We start from the raw sequence: 17,903 nt of genomic DNA, 5'->3' as shown, positions 1-17,903 counted from the left end.
CGTGGCTCAGCGGTTGTCAAACGAACTGTTAACGAGAAATATCATTCCCCCGGAGGGTGTGCAACAACTTTTTGATTTCACTGAAGAGCACGCCGGTGCTGGGGTTGGCCGGCAGCGGGCTGACCAGGCGGCCCTGGGGGGTGAAGCGCATGCCTTTGGGCCCCTGTTTCACCAACTCCAGAATCCTTTCCGGCGGCACCGGGGTGGTGGGGGCAAAACTCAGGACCAGGGCTGCCGGCCCCTGTTCTATTTTGCTCACCCCCAGGGTGGCCAGCCGGTTTTTGAGCGCGATAATGTCGAACAGATTTTCCGCTTCAGCGGGCAGTGGGCCAAAACGGTCGGTGAACTCATCTTTTAGGTCGACCAGGGCCTCGTCGTTGCCGGCGGCGGTAATCTTGCGGTAGGCCAGGTAGCGCTGGTTGACATCACTGATATAGTTGGCGGGCAGATGGGCCGGAACCTGCAGCTTGATTTCCGGATCAAGCTCGTCGGCGGCCAGTTCCTCTTCGCTCAGAGCCTCACCGCTGCCTTCGGCGCCGGCGGCGCTGCGACCCGCCTTCTGCTTCAACTCCAGCACCGTTTTTTGCAACAAATCAAGGTAGAGATCATACCCCACCGCAGCGATATTGCCGCTCTGGGATTCCCCCAGGATGTTACCCCCACCCCGGATCTGCAGATCGCTCAAGGCCAGTTTGAAGCCGCCGCCCAGCTCGTTGTAATCCATCAGGGCCTGCAGCCGCCGCCGGGCCTCGCCGGCCAGGTCATCAAGGGCCGGCACCAGCAGGTAGGCGTAGGCCTGCCGGCTGCTGCGCCCCACCCGGCCCCGCAACTGGTAGATCTCCGCCAGTCCCAGGCGATCGGCCCGGGTGATGATGATGGTGTTGGCGCTGGGAATATCCAGCCCGGACTCAATGATGGTGGTGCAGACCAGGACGTTGATTTCGCGGCGGACAAAGCGGACCATGATCTCTTCCAGTTGCTTGCCCGGCATCTGGCCGTGGGCCACCGCCACCCGGGCCTCGGGTACCAGCTTCTGTACTTTGGCCGCCACTTCGTGGATGCTGCTCACCCGGTTGTGAACTATAAAAACCTGGCCGTCGCGCCCCATCTCCCGGTGGATGGCCTCCCGGATCACCAGGTCGTCGTGGCGGGCGACAAAGGTCTTTACCGTGCGCCGCAGGTTGGGGGGGGAACTGATCACCGAAAGGTCACGCACCCCCAGCAGGGAAAGTTGCAGGGTGCGGGGGATGGGGGTGGCGGTAAGGGTAAGCACATCCACCCCGCTGCGCATTTTTTTCAGTTTTTCCTTGTGGCTTACCCCGAAGCGGTGCTCTTCGTCGATAATCAGCAGCCCCAGATTGCGGAACTTGATGTCGGCGGAGAGCAGCCGGTGGGTGCCGATAATGATGTCGATGTTGCCGGCGGCCAGTTGGGCCACGATTTTCTTCTGTTCCGCCGGGGTACGGAAACGATTTAGGCTTTCCACCCGCAGGGGGAAACCGGTCAGCCGTTCCCGGAAGGTGGCGGCATGCTGTTCGGCCAGCACCGTGGTGGGCACCAGGATGGCGACCTGGCCGCCGTCTTCCACCACCTTGAAGGCCGCCCGAACCGCCACTTCGGTTTTGCCGTAGCCGACATCGCCGCAGACCAGGCGGTCCATGGGTTTGTCGGCCTGCAGATCGGCCAGTACCTCGTCGATGGCCTTGAGTTGGCCGGGGGTTTCGTCGTAGGGAAACGACTCTTCCAGTTCGCTGTAGAGCTCGCCGGGGGTGGAAAAACTGGTACCTGGCGCCAACTGGCGTTTGGCGTAAAGTTTCAGCAAGTCCTGGGCCACCTGCCAGACCGCCTTTTTGATCCGGTTGCGGGTGGCCAGCCAGGTTTTGTCCCCCAGTTTGTCCAGGGTCGGCTGCTGCTCGGCAATACCCTTGTATTTGCCGACGCTGTTGATCTGGTCCACCGGGATGAAAAGCTTGTCGTCGCCGCGATACCGGATGGTCAGGTAATCGTTGGTGATACCGTTGATGGCAATGGGCTTCAGACCCTGGTAGATGCCGATCCCGTGCCGGCGGTGGACCACCAGCTCCCCGGGATTGAGTTCATCGAAATCCGCCGCCTTGACGGCCGGGGTTCGCTCCCGGCGGCGGCCGCTTGCCAGTCGCTGCTCGCCGAACAGTTCGGTTTCCGACAGCCAGTGGAGTTTTTCCGCCGCCAGGTCAAAACCACTGCTCAGCGGAGCGGTGGTCAGCAGCAGGTTCGGGTCGGCGGTGGCCGACTCCCGGCACGGCGGCGGCACGACCCGGCATTCCAGGCCGTGGGAGGCCAGCATTTGCGCCATTTGTCGGGCGTGGCGCTCCGAGCGGCAGGCCAGGCGGACCCTTTCCTGCTGCTCCTGCCACTGCTTGATCCGACGTACCAGGGGAGTTAAAAGCCCTTCGGTGCGGCGCTGCAGGTCCAGTTCCTGCTTGAGCAGGACGTGGTTGCCGGTACCGACGGCGAAACTGCGCTGCTGGTCGGCTTCCGCCGGGGGCAAAGGATAAAGCCTGGCACCGGGCAAGGTCTCCAGCCGCTTAAGGATCTCCGCCCGGTTGACAAAGAGTTCCGCCGGTGGCAGGGCCGGTTTGGCGGCGGCTTGCATCTCCTGATAGTTGGCCTCGATCCTGGCTTCCTGCAACTCCAGCCCCTGTTGCAGACGAGGGTGGTCCAGGCACAGTACCATGGTGCCGGCGGGCAGGTAGCTTAAGACGGAAACGGCTTCGGGTTGGAACAGTGGCAGGAAAAAGCTGCTGCCGGCAAAATGGCGCCTGCTTTGCAGGCAATCGGTGAGGCGCTTGCTCTCTTCCCGGTGCCACTGATATTCCTCGCTCAAGTGCCGGAAGCGCTGGAGCAGGGCGCGATGGCCCGGTGAGTCCGCCGCCGGATAAAGAATATCGCTGGCGGGTAACAAAATGGCCTCGTCGACCTGCCCCAGTGAGCGCTGGCTGGAGGGGTCGAAGTAGCGGAGAGACTCCACCATGTCGCCGAAAAAGTCCAGCCGCAAAGGAAAGTCCCGGCCCGGTGGGAAGATGTCGATGATGCCGCCCCGGACGCTGTATTCGCCGACCTCCCTGACCTGGGCCACCGCCTCGTAGCCGCCGCCGGCCAGGCGTTCCTGCAGTTGACGGGAATCGGTCTCTTCACCACCGAGCAGCAGCTCGGCCAGGTTGCCCAGCCTGGCTGGCGGCATGGTTTTGTGCAACAGGGCCGGGCCGGCAGCAACCAGGATAAAGGGTTCTTCGGCGCTTAAGACCCGGTAGAGGGCGGCCAGCCGGGCGGCAATGATTGCCGGGTCCGGTTGCAGGGGCGCGTAAGGGGGGATTTCCAGATCGGGGTAGTGGATCACCGGCCGGTGGCTGAACAGCTCCAGGTCACCGGCCAGGCGTTGGCTCTCTTCTTCGTCGGGGCAGAGGCAGAGCAGGGGGCGGTTCAGTTCACTGATCCGCCCGGCCAGCCAGGCCGCCGCCCCTCCCCGCAGCCCGTAAATCTCTATGGGGGTCGGGCTCTGCTCAAGGGCGTTGTAAAGCTGCTTCATGCCGTGCTAAAAGACCCCGCCGATGCTGAAATCCCAGACGGTGCGGCGTTCATCGGGTTCGGGATCAAGGTTGTAGCCCCACTCAAGGCGCAGCGGTCCCAGGGGTGAGAGCCAGCGGAAACCGAAGCCGACACTGGACTTGAGATCGTTGATGTCCCAGCCCTGGTATTTGGTGTAGACGTTGCCGACATCATAGAAAATCAGCCCTTTCAGGTTGATATCCCGGACAATGGGAAAAATCCATTCCGAGTTCATGTACCACATCATCTCGCCGCCGATGCGGTCATCGTTGTCCGGATCGGGGTCCCGGGGGCTGATGGTGGCGGTTTCAAAGCCGCGCATGGTGCGCAGGCCGCCCAGAAAAAATTTCTCGTAAATCGGCAGCCGGTCGGTCCTGTTCTCCCGGATATAGCCGGCCGCCCCCTTGAGCCGGAAGGTGGAGTCGTTGAGCCGTTTACTGCGGCTTTCCCGCAGCAGGGGGATGCCGTCCCAGGGGAAGAATTTGGTGCTGGAGGCCTCCAGGCGGGTAAAGGCGGTGTCGCCGCCCAGCCAGCCGCCGGCGTGTTTCATGCCGATATCGTGGAAAGAGCCCCGGGTGGGGTCCAGCCGGTTGTCGCGGGTGTCGCGGTTTAAGCCCAGGCGCACGTAACGGTTGCGCTTCAAGTCCATGGAATCGATAATCCAGCGCGAGGCGGTATCCCGCACGTCGGTAAGCTTATTGGTCTCCTGGCCGTACCCCCAGTAGGCGCGCCAGTGTTCCCAGAGCGGGTAGCCGAAGCGTAACGCGCCGCCGGTGGATTCCTTGGTGTAATCGATGTATTCCCGGCGCCAGTTGTACAGATCGATGCCGAACAGCAGCCGGCTGTCATAGAGCCGGGGGTCGGTGAAGCTGAGGTTGTAATGGGTCGCCTTGGAGCTGATGTCGGCCTGCAGGGCCAGGCGCTGGCCCTTGCCCCGGAAGTTTTCCTGGCTGATCTGGCCCATGAACATGAACTGGTCCATGGAGCTGTAACCGGCGCCGATGCTGAAGGTGCCGGTGGGTTTTTCCTTGACCTCGATCTCGATATCCATCAGGTCGTCACGCATCAGCGCCGGTTCGGGCTGAATGTTGACCTCTTCGAAGAAGTCGAGCCGCTGCAGGCGTTCCATGCTGCGGCGGATGGCCCCGGTGTCCATGATATCGCCTTCCCGCACCTGCATCTCACGGCGGATGACGTTGTCCCGGGTGCGGGTGTTGCCGCGGATATTAATCCGATTGATATAAACCAGGGTGTTTTTTTGCAGATTGATGGTGATATCCATCTGCAGCCTGTCGTCGTCGCGGCTGACGATGGGTTCGGCGTCGGCAAAGGCGTAGCCTTCTTCGGCGTAGCGGTCGCTTAAGCGGGTGAGATCGGCCCGCAAAACATCGCGGCTGAAATATTCCTGCCGTGGCAGGCGCAGTAACTGCCGCAGCTCTTCTTCCTCGGTGATAAACTCCCCGGTCAGCGAGACCTCGCCCACCCGGTAGCGCTCACCCTCTTCGATATGGAAGTTGACTATAAAACGCTTGCCGACCTGCTCCACTTCGGGCTCTCCCACCCGGGCATCGATAAAGCCCTGATTATGATAAAAAGCGGCGATTCTGGCCCGGTCCTGCTCCAGCATATCCGGCTGCAGGCGGCCGGAGCCGGTCAGCCAGGAGAACATGCCCCGTCTTTTGGTGCCCATGACCTTGCGCAAGGGGCGCGGGCGAAAACTTTCATTGCCGGTGAAGTTGATTCGGCGGATAAAGGCCCGTTCACCTTCTTCGATAACAAACCGGACGTCGACCCGGTTCTCTTCCGCCTCGTCGATCTCGGTGTCGACCTGGGCGTTGTGATACCCTTTTTCCTTGTACAACTGGCGGATGCTCTCCGCCGCCTCCTGGACCAGGGCGGTATTGACGATGGTGTTGGGCACCACGGTAATGTTTTCGCGGATTTGGCGATCTCTGATCCGGTCGTTGCCGCTGAAAACCACCTGGTTAATGACCGGTTTTTCCTGCACCACAAAGGTAACCCGGGTTCCCGCCGGGGTCTCTTCGGCGACAATGCGGACATCGTCAAAAAAGCCCATGGCGAAGATGGCGCGCAGGTCGTCCCGCAACCGTTCCGGGTCAAGCCGCCCGCCGGCCTGGCTGGAAACCCGGCGCAGAATCGCCCCGGAGCCGGTATTGCGGTTGCCCTCGATGTGAATGGCGCTGATTCTCGCAGCCGGTTCGGTGAAGGCCATGATCCTGGTCCCCAACTCGGCCAGTGAGGCGCGCAATTGCTTCCGCTCACCGGCCGGGCCGGTGAAATGGCGGGGTTCCTGGCGGCCGCTGAGGTCGAACACCTGGGCATCGATGCTGATCAACCGCCCGAAGGCGGTCAAGCTGCCGGCTACCAGGTAGCGCACCTCGGGCGGCAGGGCCAGGGCCTGCAGATCTTCAACCGTTGGCGGCCAGGGGTCGGGATCTCTCAGTTCCGGTGGCAATTCATCCCGCCCAAGCAGCAGAAAGCCCTGCTCCGGGCCCAATTCGGCCAGTACCTGAGCGGCCTGTTGCTGCAGCTCGGCGGGGACAGCTGTGCCTAAACTCTGGAAGGGCAAAAAGGCCGTACTGGGCGAAGCCTGGTCGGCCGTGGCCAGCGCCGGAGAGATGAGGCAGCAAAGCAGGGCCAGCATTAAAAGCCGCAGCCCTTTGGCAAAGTTGGTCAAAGCCGGGAGTAACAGGTTGACGTAACCGTCAGTTACAACAGGACTTTGGGCAACTGGCCGGCAAGGTTTGCTGTGCGGCTGGTATAATTTCCCGAATACGGGTTGTGGTTTCATGGGCACCTGGGAAGTTGCGGTTGGCAAAGAATCAGCCTGCGGAGCGGCGCATAAAATCAGCGTTGATTAGCAGGCCTTGGCATCGGTGTCAAGGGGCAATACTGGCCAGTTGGGCCAGCTGCTCGGGGTCGATTTCCCGGAGGGCGCCGTCTTCCAAACGCAGCACCCGATTCAGCCTGGCGGCCAACTGGTAGTTGTGAGTAACCATGACCATGGCTAGCCCCAGGGAACGGTTGAGCCGGCAGAGCAACTCGAAAATCGCCTCCCCGGTTTGCGGATCCAGGTTGCCGGTGGGTTCGTCGGCCAGCAGCAGCTTGGGCTCCATGATCAGGGCGCGGGCGATGGCCACCCGCTGCTGTTCGCCGCCGGAAAGCTCACCAACCCGGTGCTCCGCCCGCGCGGTAAGGCCGATCTGCTCCAGCAGCTCGGCGGCGCGCCGCTCCACCGCCCGTGGTTGTTCGCCGGCGATGAACCCCGGCAGCATGATATTTTCCCGGGCGGAAAATTCCGGCAGCAGATGATGAAACTGAAAGACAAAACCGATTTGCCGGTTGCGGAAGTGGGCCAGCCGGTCGGCCGGTCGGCTGAACAGATCTTCGCCCTGGTAAAGTACCTGGCCGCTTGAAGGTCGGTCTAAAGCGCCCAGCAGGTGGAGCAGGGTGGTCTTGCCGCTGCCGGAGCTGCCCACCACGGCCATGGTCTCGCCGGCCCCGATGGTCAAATCAACCCCCTGCAAAATGGTCAGCGGCTTGGGGTCGGGAAAACTCTTGCCGACCTTGCGAAGTTCAACCAGTGGTACAGCTTTATCGGTCATATTCCGGTTCTATCCAAAAAGTTCATGGCAAAAATTGCCAACTTAATAATGATCAAAGGTTCCACGGGGTAATCGTTCAGCAGTGCCGCAGGTTTGGTCTTGCAGCCAGGCGCAGCGTACCCCTGTACGTAAGCCTGGCTGATCGCCCGAAGATGCGGTGCTGCTGGACGATTACCTTATTCGTAACGCAGGGCCACCGCGGGGTCGACCTTGGCCGCCCGCCAGGAGGGGTAGATGGTGGCCAGAAAGGTAATCAGCACGGCCGCCAGCGAGATCAGGATCACATCCTGGGGCAGCACCTGCACCGGCAGGGTGGAAATGGGGTAAACGTCGGGCAGGTCGATGAAGCGGTAACGGCTGAGGATTTCGCACAGTCCCAGCCCCACCGTCACTCCCAGGCCGGTGCCCACCGTGCCGATTACCAGGCCTTCGTACATGAAGATGCGCATGATACTGCGGTCGGTGGCCCCCATGGCCTTGAGGATGGCGATATCCCGGGTCTTTTCCATGACCACCATGATCAGGGTGCTGACGATATTAAAGGCCGCCACCATCACCACCAGGGTCATGATCACCGACAGGGCCGCTTTTTCCAGGGCCAGGGCGGAGAAGATCTGCCGGTTCATGTTCATCCAGTCGCGGGCGTGGTAGCTTGGCCCCAGTTCATCGTTGATCGCCCGGGCAATCCGATCGGCCCGGTTGATGTCGTCCACCCGGACCTCCAGGCCGTGCACCCGGTCACCGAGATCCATGAACTCCCGGGCCGTGTCCAGGCTGAGGTAGGCCAGGGAGGAGTCGTACTCGTACATGCCCGAGGCAAACAGCCCGGCCACCCGGAAGGTGGTAATCTGGGGTATCACCCCCATGGGGGTCAGGGGACCGGCGGCGGAGATCAGCTTTACCCGGTCATCAAGCCCGACCCCGAGGTTTCTGGCCAGATCCTTGCCCAAGATCACCCCCGGTGCCGCCCGCCGGTTGGCGGGGGCAGCCAGGCCGGCCAGCTCTCCGGCCTCCAGGTAATCCTCCAGCTGCAGCACTCGGTTGACCGTTTCCGGGTCGATCCCCCGGACAATGGCGCCGGTGCCGCCCACGCCGCCGGTAATCATGGCCTGCCCGTAGATGTAGGGGGTGACTCCGGCCACGCCGGGAATGGCGGCAATCCGTCGGGCCGGCTCGTGGTAGTTGTCGATTTCATAGCCGGGTTGCTGGACGATGATATGGGAGTTGATGCCCAGGATTTTGTCGCGAAACTCGGCGGTGAAGCCGGTCATCACCGCCAGCACCACAATCAGGGCCGCCACACCCACCATCACGCCGGCCACCGAGATCAGCGAGATCAGGGAAATAAAACCTTTCCGGCGTTTGGCCTGGAGATAACGCCGGCTGATAAACCATGCAAAATTCATTGGCGGGTTACGATTTCCTTAAGCGGATGATGGTTGGTAATCGTTCAGCAGTGCCGCAGATTCGGGCAAGCAGCCAGGCGCCGCGTACACCGGTACTCAAGCCTGGCTGATCGCCCGAATCTGCGGTGCTGCTGAACGATTACGGGGTTACGATTGCTTTTCCGGGCGCAGGTGGGGGAATAAAATGACATCGCGGATCGATGGCGAGTCGGTGAGCAACATGGTCAGTCGATCGATGCCGATCCCTTCGCCGGCGGCCGGCGGCATGCCGTACTCCAGGGCCCGCAGGTAATCCTCGTCCAGCACCGGAAAAATCTCTTCGTCTTCGCCCCGTTCCTCGATCTGCTTGATCAGTCGCCGGCGCTGGTCGTCGGGGTCGTTGAGCTCACTAAAGGCGTTGGCCACCTCCCGGCCGGTGATGAACAGCTCAAAGCGGTCGGTAATCTCCGGGTCGTCCTCGTTTTTACGGGCCAGCGGGGAGACCTCGGTGGGGTAGGCGGTGATAAAGGTGGGATCAACGAGTTTTTCTTCCACCAGGCATTCAAACAACTCGGTTTTGACCTTGCCGATGCCGGCCTGGGGTTGCAGGACAATCCCGTGGCGGTGGGCCAAAGCTTTCAGGGCGGTAAAATCGGTTAGTAGTTCCGGGCTCAAGCCGCCAATCTGCTGCAGGGCTTCGTCCATGGTGTAACGGCGCCAGGGCGGGGCCAGATCCACCGCTTGCCCCTGGTAGCTGATCTGCATGGAGCCGCAGACTTCCATGGTCACCCAGGAGATCATCTCCTCGGTGAGTTCCATCAGCTCTTCGTAGGTGGCATAGGCCTGGTAAAACTCCAGCATGGTGAACTCGGGGTTGTGGCGGGTGGAGAGTCCTTCGTTCCTGAAGTTGCGGTTGATCTCAAAAACCCGCTCCAGGCCGCCCACCAGCAGTCGCTTAAGATAAAGCTCCGGGGCGATGCGCAGATACAGGTCAAGCCCCAGGGCGTTGTGGTGGGTCTTGAAAGGCTTGGCCGTGGCACCTCCGGCAATGGCCTGCATCATCGGGGTTTCAACTTCCATAAAGCCCCGGTTGCTCAGGAAGTCCCTGATCAGGCGGATAATCTCCACCCGCTTGCGAAAGGTGTCGCGGACCTCGGGGTTGACCATAAGGTCGACGTAGCGCTGGCGGTAGCGGGTTTCGATATCGGTCAGACCATGAAATTTTTCCGGCAGCGGCCGCAGTGATTTGGTCAACAGTCGCAGGGACAGGGCCTGGATGGTTACCTCGCCGGTCTTGGTGCGAAACAGCGGCCCGGTAAAAGCGACGATATCGCCGATATCGATTTTTTTGAAGACGGCAAAGGGTTCGTCGCCCACCTCGTCGCGTTTGATGTGAATCTGGATTCGGCCGCTTTCATCTTGGATATGTAAAAAGGCGGCCTTGCCGAATTTGCGCAGGGCCATGACCCGGCCGGCCACCGCCATGGTGCCGGCGGCCAGCGGTGCTTCGGGGTCGTTTCCGGCCGGTAGCAGATCGGTAATGCGATGGCCGGGCTTGAAATCATTGGCGTAAAGGTTGACGCCCAGGCCGGCCAACTCTTCGGCTTTCTGTCGGCGCTGGGCGATAATCTGATTGCTTTCATCCATGGGTGAAGGATCCTTGCAAAAGGTTTTTTATCTTTTTTAAATTTTACAGATGGCGATGGCGCAGGAGGGCCGAAAGGTCGCGGGTCAATTCCAGGACCCGGGTGGCCTCATCGGGGCTTAAAGAGCCGGTGCCGCAACTGGGAGTAATCAGGGTCTGCTGCAGCAGACTGGCCTGATCCCAGTCTTCATTGACAATTTGTGCCGCCTGTTGTTCCCAGCGCTCGGCCAGGGTTTCGGCGGTTTCCTCGTTAATCGCCTTGGGATCCCCGGTGGGCACCAGCCCCCAGGCCAGAATCCCCCCCCTTTGCAAAAAGCGATAAAGGGTCTCTTTGCTGCCGGCCAGTCGGTCAAAAAAACCGTAGGCATCGAAGCTGAGCACGTCGAGTTGGCGGGTAAGGAGAAAATCCCAATCGGTATTGGCACAAACATGGATCCCGGCCAGTCCGCCGGCCTCTCTCACCGCCGTCAGCACTTCGTCCAGGCTCTGCCCGATCTCCTCCTGGGAAACGCTGATGTAGGCCGAGGAGCCCAGTCCGGCCAAGGCTGGTTCATCCAGGAACAGCAGCACCGGCTTTTGGCTGGCGGCCAGGAAGCGGACCTGCCAGGCCGCCCGCAGGGCCAGGCCTTTAACCACGATCTCGTTGATGGTCGGGTCGAACCAGGCGTCGCGCTGCTGTTCGTCTTTAAGCCCGGTCAGCAAAGTAAACGGTCCGGTGATTTGTCCTTTTACCGCCCGCAGTGCCGCCGGCGGGCGCTCCTGCAGGCGCCGGTGGAAGCGGTAAAGGCCGGGGGCCCGCTCTTCGCTGCTGGCAAAGAGGGATTTTTCCAGGCGACTGGGATCTTCGGCGGCGGCCAGGTATGCTTCAAAAAAGGCCAGCTGCTGGTCGGCAAAATTCGGGTCGCTGGTGCGGAAAAAGGCGCGGCCGTCCTCTTCACAAAAACCGGGGAAGCCTGCGGTGAACTGCTGGAGCATACCTTCGATGGGGCTGCCCGGCAACTGGGGCCAGAGCGGAATTTCCGGGGTGTGGCTGAGAATCAGGTCCAGGGCCAGGTCATAATCTTTCAGCGGCAGGCTGCCGATCAGGGTGGCGCTGCCGGCGGGTCTGAATTGGGGTGTGTCGGTCATGGTAAATTCGTTTGCCTGTGGTTTTTGGTGAAGAGCTGAGCGTAAGTCTTGTACTTTAGCTGAGTTTATTGATTGCTGGTTAGCTAGCAATATTACGCTGAAAAGTCAATGGAATTCAAAAGGTGTAAGCTGTTGCCGCCCTCTGCTGCCGCCTTTTGCGCGCCACCGCTGCAAACCGGCATCATCCTTGACGCTACCTTAAAAGTTGAGTACCTTTATGTGGTTTTTTGCTTACCGTTTTTGCTTGCCCTGGAACCTCGGCTCTGGGGGGTGGCGAAAAATGGTTGGCATGCATAAAGTATATAGGTCCGCTGAGAAACGGACCGTTAAGGCAGCGAGGGTGGCGGAACTGGTAGACGCACTGGACTTAGGATCCAGCGGGCAACCGTGGGGGTTCGACTCCCCCCTCTCGCACCAGTGAAAGATGAATCAAGGTTTCAGTGTACTGAGTCTTATTAACCATAAATTTTTGAAGGAAGGCAAAATGCAGGTTCGCGTTGAAGAAGTCAGTTCGCTCACCCGGAGAATTGATGTTACCCTGCCCCGGGAGATGGTGGCTGGAGAACTTAATGCCGCCTATGAAAAACTCAAGGGCGAGGTTAACCTCAAAGGCTTTCGCAAGGGCAAGGTGCCGCGCAAGGTGCTGGAGAAAAATTATGGCCCCAAAGTCGAATACGACGTGGCCGACCGCCTGGTGCAGGAGAGTTATTTCGACGCTCTGGAAAAAGCCGGCCTGGATGCCGTGGTCCACCCGGAAGTGCGGGAGCATCGCTTCGAGGACGACGGTACCTTTTTCTATCAGGCCGAAATTGATGTCCGCCCCGATTTCACCTTGGGCGAGTACAAGAAGGTGGAGGTGGAGCAGCCCGAACTTGAGGTTGGTGACGAAGAGGTAGCGGCCGAGCTGGAAAAGCTGCGCCGGGAGTCGGCGCCGCTGCGGGCCGTCGAGGACCGGGTGATTGCCGACGGGGACCTGGCGGTTATCGATTTCACCGCCTATGACCAGGGCGAGGAGATGAAGCACGTCGGCGGCCGCGATTTTACCGTGGATGTCGGCAGCGGGCAGATCGGGCCGGAGTTTGAGGATAGCCTCAAGGGGCTCAAGGCCGGAGAGGAATCAACCTTTACGGTGGATTTTCCCGCCAACTTCCCCAATATGCTGCTGGCCGGCAAAAGTATTGAGTTTGCGGTCAAGGTCAAAGAGGTCAAGGAACGGGTGTTGCCCGAACTGGACGATGAGTTCGCCAAGGATATCGATGCCGATCTGGCCACCCTGGACGACCTGCGCGGGCAGATCCGGGAAAAGCTCCGGCAGCAAAAGGAAAACGCCGGGCGCGGCGATCTGGTGGACCGGGTGATGAAGGCGATCCTGGATAACCACGACTTTGAAGTGCCGCCCCGGCTGGTGGCTCATGAAGTCGACGCCATGATCAAAGAGCTGGAGAACAATCTGCAGAATCGCGGATTGAGCCTGGAAGAGGCGGGGATCAACCGCGATTCGCTGATTGAAAAATACCGGGAAGGGGCCGAAAAAAGGGTCCGGGGCGATTTTATTTTGAAAAAAATCGCCGAAGTGGAAGAGATCAAGGTGGCCGATGAGGATATCAGTAAGGGTTTCCAGCGTATTGCCGATCAGTACAATATGCCGGTGGAGGAGGTGAAAAAATACTTCCACAGCCGCAACGAACTGATGCCCTTTATCCACGAACTGCTGACCGAGAAGATTCTCGACTTTTTGGTGGCCGAGGCCAAGATCAAAACGGTACCCGCCGACCAGGTCGAAGCTGCGCCGGAAACCGCCGACAACCCCGAAAAGGAGGCGTAATGAGCCTGATCCCTTTTGTTATTGAGCAGACCCCCAGGGGGGAGCGCTCTTACGATATTTATTCCCGCCTGTTGAAAGAGCGGATCATTTTCCTGGGCACCGGGGTCAACGATGACGTGGCCAATGTGATCATCGCCCAGATGCTTTTTCTGGAGGCCGACGACCCGGACAAGGATATCACCTTTTACATTAACTCCCCCGGCGGGGTGGTAACCGCCGGCCTGGCCATTTACGACACCATGCGCTACATTAAATGTGATGTCGCCACCCTCTGCCTGGGGCAGGCTGCCAGCATGGGGGCGGTGCTGCTGGCCGCCGGCACCGAAGGTAAACGCTATGCCCTGCCCAACTCCCGGATCCTGATCCACCAGCCCATGGGGGGCTATCAGGGGCAGGCGTCGGATATCGATATCCATGCCAAAGAGATCCTGCGGATGCGGCAGGACTTAAACCGGATTCTGGCCTCCCACACCGGCCAGAGTATTAAAAGAATTCAGAAAGACACCGAGCGCGATTATTTTATGAGCGCGGAAGAATCCAAGACTTACGGTATCATCGACAAGGTCTTGTACGAAAGGACCAAAACCAGCGAGGAAAGCTGACAATGGCCAGCAAAAAAGACCATGAAACCGAGATCTCCTGCTCGTTCTGCGGCAAGCCCCAGAGCGAGGTGCGGAAACTGATCGCCGGTCCCACCGTCTATATTTGCAACGAATGCATCGATCTCTGCAACGAGATCGTCAATGAGGAGTTGCGCCAGGATGAGAGCGCCGACAGCGGGGTTCCCCTGCTGAAGCCCAGCGAGATCAAGGAACTGCTGGACGAATATGTGGTCGGCCAGGAACGGGCCAAGCGCAGCCTGGCGGTGGCGGTGCATAACCATTACAAGCGGGTGGAGGGCGATCTGGAAGGAGACTACCAGGATGTGGAGCTACAAAAAAGCAACATCCTGCTGATTGGTCCCACCGGCAGCGGCAAGACTCTGCTGGCCCAGACCCTGGCCCGCATCCTCAATGTGCCTTTTGCCATCGCCGATGCCACGACCCTTACCGAAGCGGGTTATGTCGGCGAGGATGTAGAGAATATCCTGGTCAGCCTGCTGCAGGCCGCCGATAATGACGTGGAGCGGGCCAGCCGGGGTATCGTTTATATCGACGAGATCGACAAGATCGCCCGCAAGTCCGACAGTGCCTCCTTAACCCGGGATGTCTCCGGGGAAGGGGTGCAGCAGGCCCTGCTCAAGATCATCGAGGGCACCGTGGCCAGCATCCCGCCCAAGGGCGGGCGCAAGCACCCGCAGCAGGAGTATATCAAGCTTGACACCTCAAACATTCTCTTTATCTGCGGCGGGGCCTTTGTCGGCCTGGAGCAGGTGATTGGTCAGCGGGCAGGCAGCAAGTCCCTGGGTTTTGGGGCCAAGGTGGTGGGCAAGAGCAAAAAGAAGACCGGCGAGATTTTAGCCCAGGTGGCCTCCGAAGATCTGCTGCGGTACGGCCTGATCCCGGAACTGGTGGGCCGCTTGCCGGTTACCGCCACCATGGATGAGCTGGAGGAAGAGGATCTGATCAGGATCCTCCGGGAGCCCAAGAACGCCCTGACCCGCCAGTATGAAAAGCTTTTTGCCTTTGACGACATTCGCCTGCGTTTTACCGAAGGGGCGCTGGCGGCCATTGCCCGCGAGGCCATTCAGCGCAAGGCCGGCGCCAGGGGGTTGCGGTCGGTGATGGAAGCAGCCATGCTGGATATCATGTACGACCTGCCTTCCCAGGAAAATGTCCGGGAATGCGTGATCAGCGAACAAGTTATCACCAACCATGACTACCCGGTGGTGCTGTACGACAACGAAGAAAAGAAAAGCGCCTGAGCCATGGATGAATTTGGCAGTAATAAGACATACCCCCTGATGCCGCTCAGGGACATTGTCCTCTTCCCCTATATGGTCGCCCCGCTGGTAGTGGGGCGGGAGCGTTCCATTAAAGCCCTGGAAGAGGCCATGGCCTCGCGCTCCGAGCTTTTTTTGGCGGCGCAAAAAGATCCCTCCGAGGATGAGCCGGGCCCGGACGGCGTGCACGAGATCGGCACCGTGGCCACGGTGATGCAGTTGCTGCGCCTGCCCGATGGTACCATCAAGGCCTTGGTGGAGGGCAAGCGCCGGGGGCGAATCAGCCGCCACCTGCCCCATGCCGAGATGTTCATGGTGGCGGTGGAGGAACTGCCGGACCCGGCAACCTCAGCGGCGGAAGTCAGCGCATACATGCGCGAGTTGCGCGCCGCCTTCCAGGAGTACATCAAGCATTACAAGAAGTTGCCCGCCGAGGTGGTTAAGTCTTTGGGCCGGATCAGCGAGCCGGCCAGGTATGTGGATGTCCTGGTGGTCCACCTGCCGGTGGACAGCGATAAAAAACAGCAGGTGCTGGCCACCCTGGAACTGGCGCCGCGCTTTGAGTTGGTGCTGAATCTGCTGCACCAGGAAATCCAGGTGGCCAAACTGGAAGAGAGCATCCGCGGCCGGGTCAAGAAGAAACTCGACAAGACCCAGAAGGATTATTACCTGGCCGAGCAGATGCGGGTGATCCAGAAAGAGATGGGGGGCGGCAAGGATGACCCCGCCTCCGATCTGGTTGAGTTGGAAACGCGGCTCAAAGCCAAGAAAATGCCCGACAGCGCTCGGGAAAAGGCCGAGCAGGAGCTGAAAAAGCTGAAAATGATGCCGGCCATGAGCGCCGAGGCCACGGTGGTGCGCAACTACGTGGAGTGCATCCTGGCTCTGCCCTGGCAGGAAAAAAGCGACAGCCGGTTTGATCTGGAACTGGCCGAGAAGGTGCTGGAAGAGGACCATTACGGCTTGAGCAAACCCAAGGAGCGGATCCTGGAGTACCTGGCGGTCAAGAGCCAGGTAGACAAACTAAAAGGGCCGATCCTCTGCCTGGTGGGTCCCCCCGGGGTGGGCAAGACCTCCATCTGTAAATCGGTGGCCCGCTCCATGGAGCGCCGTTTCCAGCGTCTTTCGTTGGGCGGCGTTCGGGATGAGGCCGAAATCCGGGGGCATCGGCGCACCTACATCGGGGCCATGCCGGGTAAGATCCTGCGGGCCATGCAGAAGGCCAAGGTGGCCAATCCGGTGCTCTGCCTGGATGAAGTGGACAAGATGAGCATGGATTTCCGGGGGGACCCCGCTGCCGCCCTGCTGGAGGTGCTTGATCCGGAGCAGAATCACAGCTTCAGTGATCACTACCTGGATCTGGAGTATGACCTTTCCGATGTCTTTTTTATCACCACCGCCAATAACCTGGCCGCCATTCCCGCCCCCCTCCAGGATCGGATGGAGATCATCCGGATCAACGGTTACACCGAGGAAGACAAGGTCAATATCGCCCGCGGCTTCCTGGTGCCCAAGCAGTTGGAGGCCAATGGCTTCAGCCGCGGCGAGATCATCTTCACCGAGGCCGGTCTGCGGGAAATCATTCGCCGCTATACCCGGGAGGCCGGGGTGCGCAATCTGGACCGTACCATTGCCGCCATTTGCCGCAAGGTGGCCCGGGATCGCCTGAAGCGTGATGGGCGAAAGAAATACCGCCTGACCCCGGCGGCGGTGGCCCGCTACCTTGGCGTACCCAAGTACCGCTACGGTCTGGCCGAGGATGAAGACCGGGTGGGGCTGGCCACCGGGCTGGCCTGGACCGAGGTGGGCGGCGAGTTGCTGCAGATTGAAACGGCCCTGATGCCCGGCAAGGGCAAACTGACGGTCACCGGCAAGCTGGGTGATGTTATGCAGGAGTCGGCCCAGGCGGCCCTGAGCTACGTGCGCACCCGGGCCCGGCGCCTTAATCTGGCGCCGGACTTTTACCAGAAACTTGATATCCATGTCCATGTCCCGGAAGGGGCCATCCCCAAGGATGGCCCGTCGGCGGGAATCACCATGGCCACCTCCCTGGTCTCGGCCCTGCTCAAGATCCCGGTGCGCCGGGAAGTGGCCATGACCGGCGAGATTACCCTGCGCGGGCGGGTGTTGCCCATCGGTGGGCTGGCGGAGAAACTGCTGGCGGCCAAACGGGGTAATATCAGGCAGGTGTTGATTCCCCGGGAAAACGAGCGCCATTTGGCTGAAATCCCCGCTAAAATACTGAAAGGCCTGCGGATCGAGCCGGTGGCCAGCGTTGATGAGGTGTTGCAACTGGCCCTGGCCCTGCCGGAAGGAGAGGCCCTGTTCCACGATGATGAACAGGGCGGCGGCGATCATCAGCACCAGCTGTTACCCGGCCTGGAACCCCTGGAGTATCCCCGGCCGCACTGCTGAACCAGGCGGGCTCTTTTATTTATAAGGGTTGGGCTTTTTTGCTTGACGAAAATTCGGCCCCGTGGTTAATAAGGGGCCTCAACGGGATGGGCGAATAGCTCAGCTGGGAGAGCATCGGCCTTACAAGCCGAGGGTCACAGGTTCGAGCCCTGTTTCGCCCACCATCCCTTTTTTTCAGTTCCATCTCCAGGGGTTGTAGCTCAGCTGGTTAGAGTGCTGGCCTGTCACGCCAGAGGTCGCGGGTTCGAGCCCCGTCAACCCCGCCAGAAAAAACAGAGGGAAATCAGGTGTATGCGCCTGGTTTCCCTCTTTGTTTTTGCGGTCCCGGGCTCGGCTGGTCGTCGTCGGAGTCATGGCCTGCGGTAAACGGTGGAGCTTTGCAGGATTTTGACCGCTCCCGGGCAGAGGA

At 60.4% G+C, this 17,903-nt stretch carries 10 protein-coding genes and 3 tRNA genes; 7 read left to right on the top strand and 6 right to left on the bottom strand.

The features are described from left to right. Positions 1 to 28: 28 nt before the first annotated feature. The 6 genes from mfd to DAAHT2_RS06685 all read right to left on the bottom strand — a co-directional run bounded on the left by mfd (position 29) and on the right by DAAHT2_RS06685 (position 11,372). Entirely contained in the window at positions 29 to 3,568 is a 3,540-nt protein-coding gene (gene mfd, locus DAAHT2_RS06710) for a transcription-repair coupling factor (protein WP_013163533.1), read from the bottom strand. A 6-nt stretch (positions 3,569 to 3,574) separates the two neighbouring features. Continuing rightward, positions 3,575 to 6,253: an outer membrane protein assembly factor BamA gene (gene bamA, locus DAAHT2_RS06705; RefSeq protein WP_157861431.1), complete on the bottom strand. Its 2,679-nt coding sequence runs from the start codon at positions 6,251 to 6,253 to the stop codon at positions 3,575 to 3,577. A gap of 235 nt (positions 6,254 to 6,488) precedes the next feature. Continuing rightward, positions 6,489 to 7,214: an ABC transporter ATP-binding protein gene (locus DAAHT2_RS06700; protein WP_013163531.1), complete on the bottom strand. Its 726-nt coding sequence runs from the start codon at positions 7,212 to 7,214 to the stop codon at positions 6,489 to 6,491. A gap of 176 nt (positions 7,215 to 7,390) precedes the next feature. Then, the gene (locus DAAHT2_RS06695; protein WP_013163530.1) at positions 7,391 to 8,620 is read right to left on the bottom strand and encodes a lipoprotein-releasing ABC transporter permease subunit; all 1,230 of its coding nucleotides are present in this window, start codon (positions 8,618 to 8,620) and stop codon (positions 7,391 to 7,393) included. Between the two features lie 147 nt (positions 8,621 to 8,767). Continuing rightward, positions 8,768 to 10,246 (bottom strand): lysine--tRNA ligase, encoded by a 1,479-nt coding sequence (gene lysS, locus DAAHT2_RS06690; RefSeq protein WP_013163529.1) that lies wholly within the window; start codon positions 10,244 to 10,246, stop codon positions 8,768 to 8,770. A gap of 43 nt (positions 10,247 to 10,289) precedes the next feature. Then, entirely contained in the window at positions 10,290 to 11,372 is a 1,083-nt protein-coding gene (locus DAAHT2_RS06685; RefSeq protein ID WP_013163528.1) for a uroporphyrinogen decarboxylase/cobalamine-independent methonine synthase family protein, read from the bottom strand. A gap of 334 nt (positions 11,373 to 11,706) precedes the next feature. On the opposite strand from DAAHT2_RS06685, the gene DAAHT2_RS06680 reads away from it, so the two are divergent. The 7 genes from DAAHT2_RS06680 to DAAHT2_RS06650 all read left to right on the top strand — a co-directional run bounded on the left by DAAHT2_RS06680 (position 11,707) and on the right by DAAHT2_RS06650 (position 17,760). Further along, positions 11,707 to 11,789 (top strand) — tRNA-Leu (locus tag DAAHT2_RS06680). A 67-nt stretch (positions 11,790 to 11,856) separates the two neighbouring features. Next, positions 11,857 to 13,197 (top strand): trigger factor, encoded by a 1,341-nt coding sequence (tig, locus tag DAAHT2_RS06675; RefSeq protein WP_013163527.1) that lies wholly within the window; start codon positions 11,857 to 11,859, stop codon positions 13,195 to 13,197. After that, entirely contained in the window at positions 13,197 to 13,799 is a 603-nt protein-coding gene (gene clpP, locus DAAHT2_RS06670; protein WP_013163526.1) for an ATP-dependent Clp endopeptidase proteolytic subunit ClpP, read from the top strand. The genes tig and clpP overlap by 1 nt, the downstream gene beginning before the upstream one ends. 2 nt (positions 13,800 to 13,801) lie before the next feature. After that, entirely contained in the window at positions 13,802 to 15,061 is a 1,260-nt protein-coding gene (clpX, locus tag DAAHT2_RS06665) for an ATP-dependent Clp protease ATP-binding subunit ClpX (protein WP_013163525.1), read from the top strand. A 3-nt stretch (positions 15,062 to 15,064) separates the two neighbouring features. Next, complete coding sequence (gene lon / locus DAAHT2_RS06660) at positions 15,065 to 17,494, top strand: endopeptidase La (protein ID WP_013163524.1); 2,430 nt, start codon at positions 15,065 to 15,067, stop codon at positions 17,492 to 17,494. A gap of 88 nt (positions 17,495 to 17,582) precedes the next feature. Continuing rightward, positions 17,583 to 17,658 (top strand) — tRNA-Val (locus DAAHT2_RS06655). Between the two features lie 25 nt (positions 17,659 to 17,683). Beyond that, positions 17,684 to 17,760 (top strand) — tRNA-Asp (locus tag DAAHT2_RS06650). Positions 17,761 to 17,903 lie beyond the last annotated feature (143 nt).

Origin of the sequence: Desulfurivibrio alkaliphilus AHT 2 (assembly GCF_000092205.1) — a bacterium.
In the GTDB taxonomy this organism is placed as follows: Bacteria; Desulfobacterota; Desulfobulbia; order Desulfobulbales; family Desulfurivibrionaceae; genus Desulfurivibrio; species Desulfurivibrio alkaliphilus.
The sequence above is the reverse complement of the archived record's forward strand: the minus strand, read 5'-3'. Positions and strand labels throughout refer to the sequence as shown.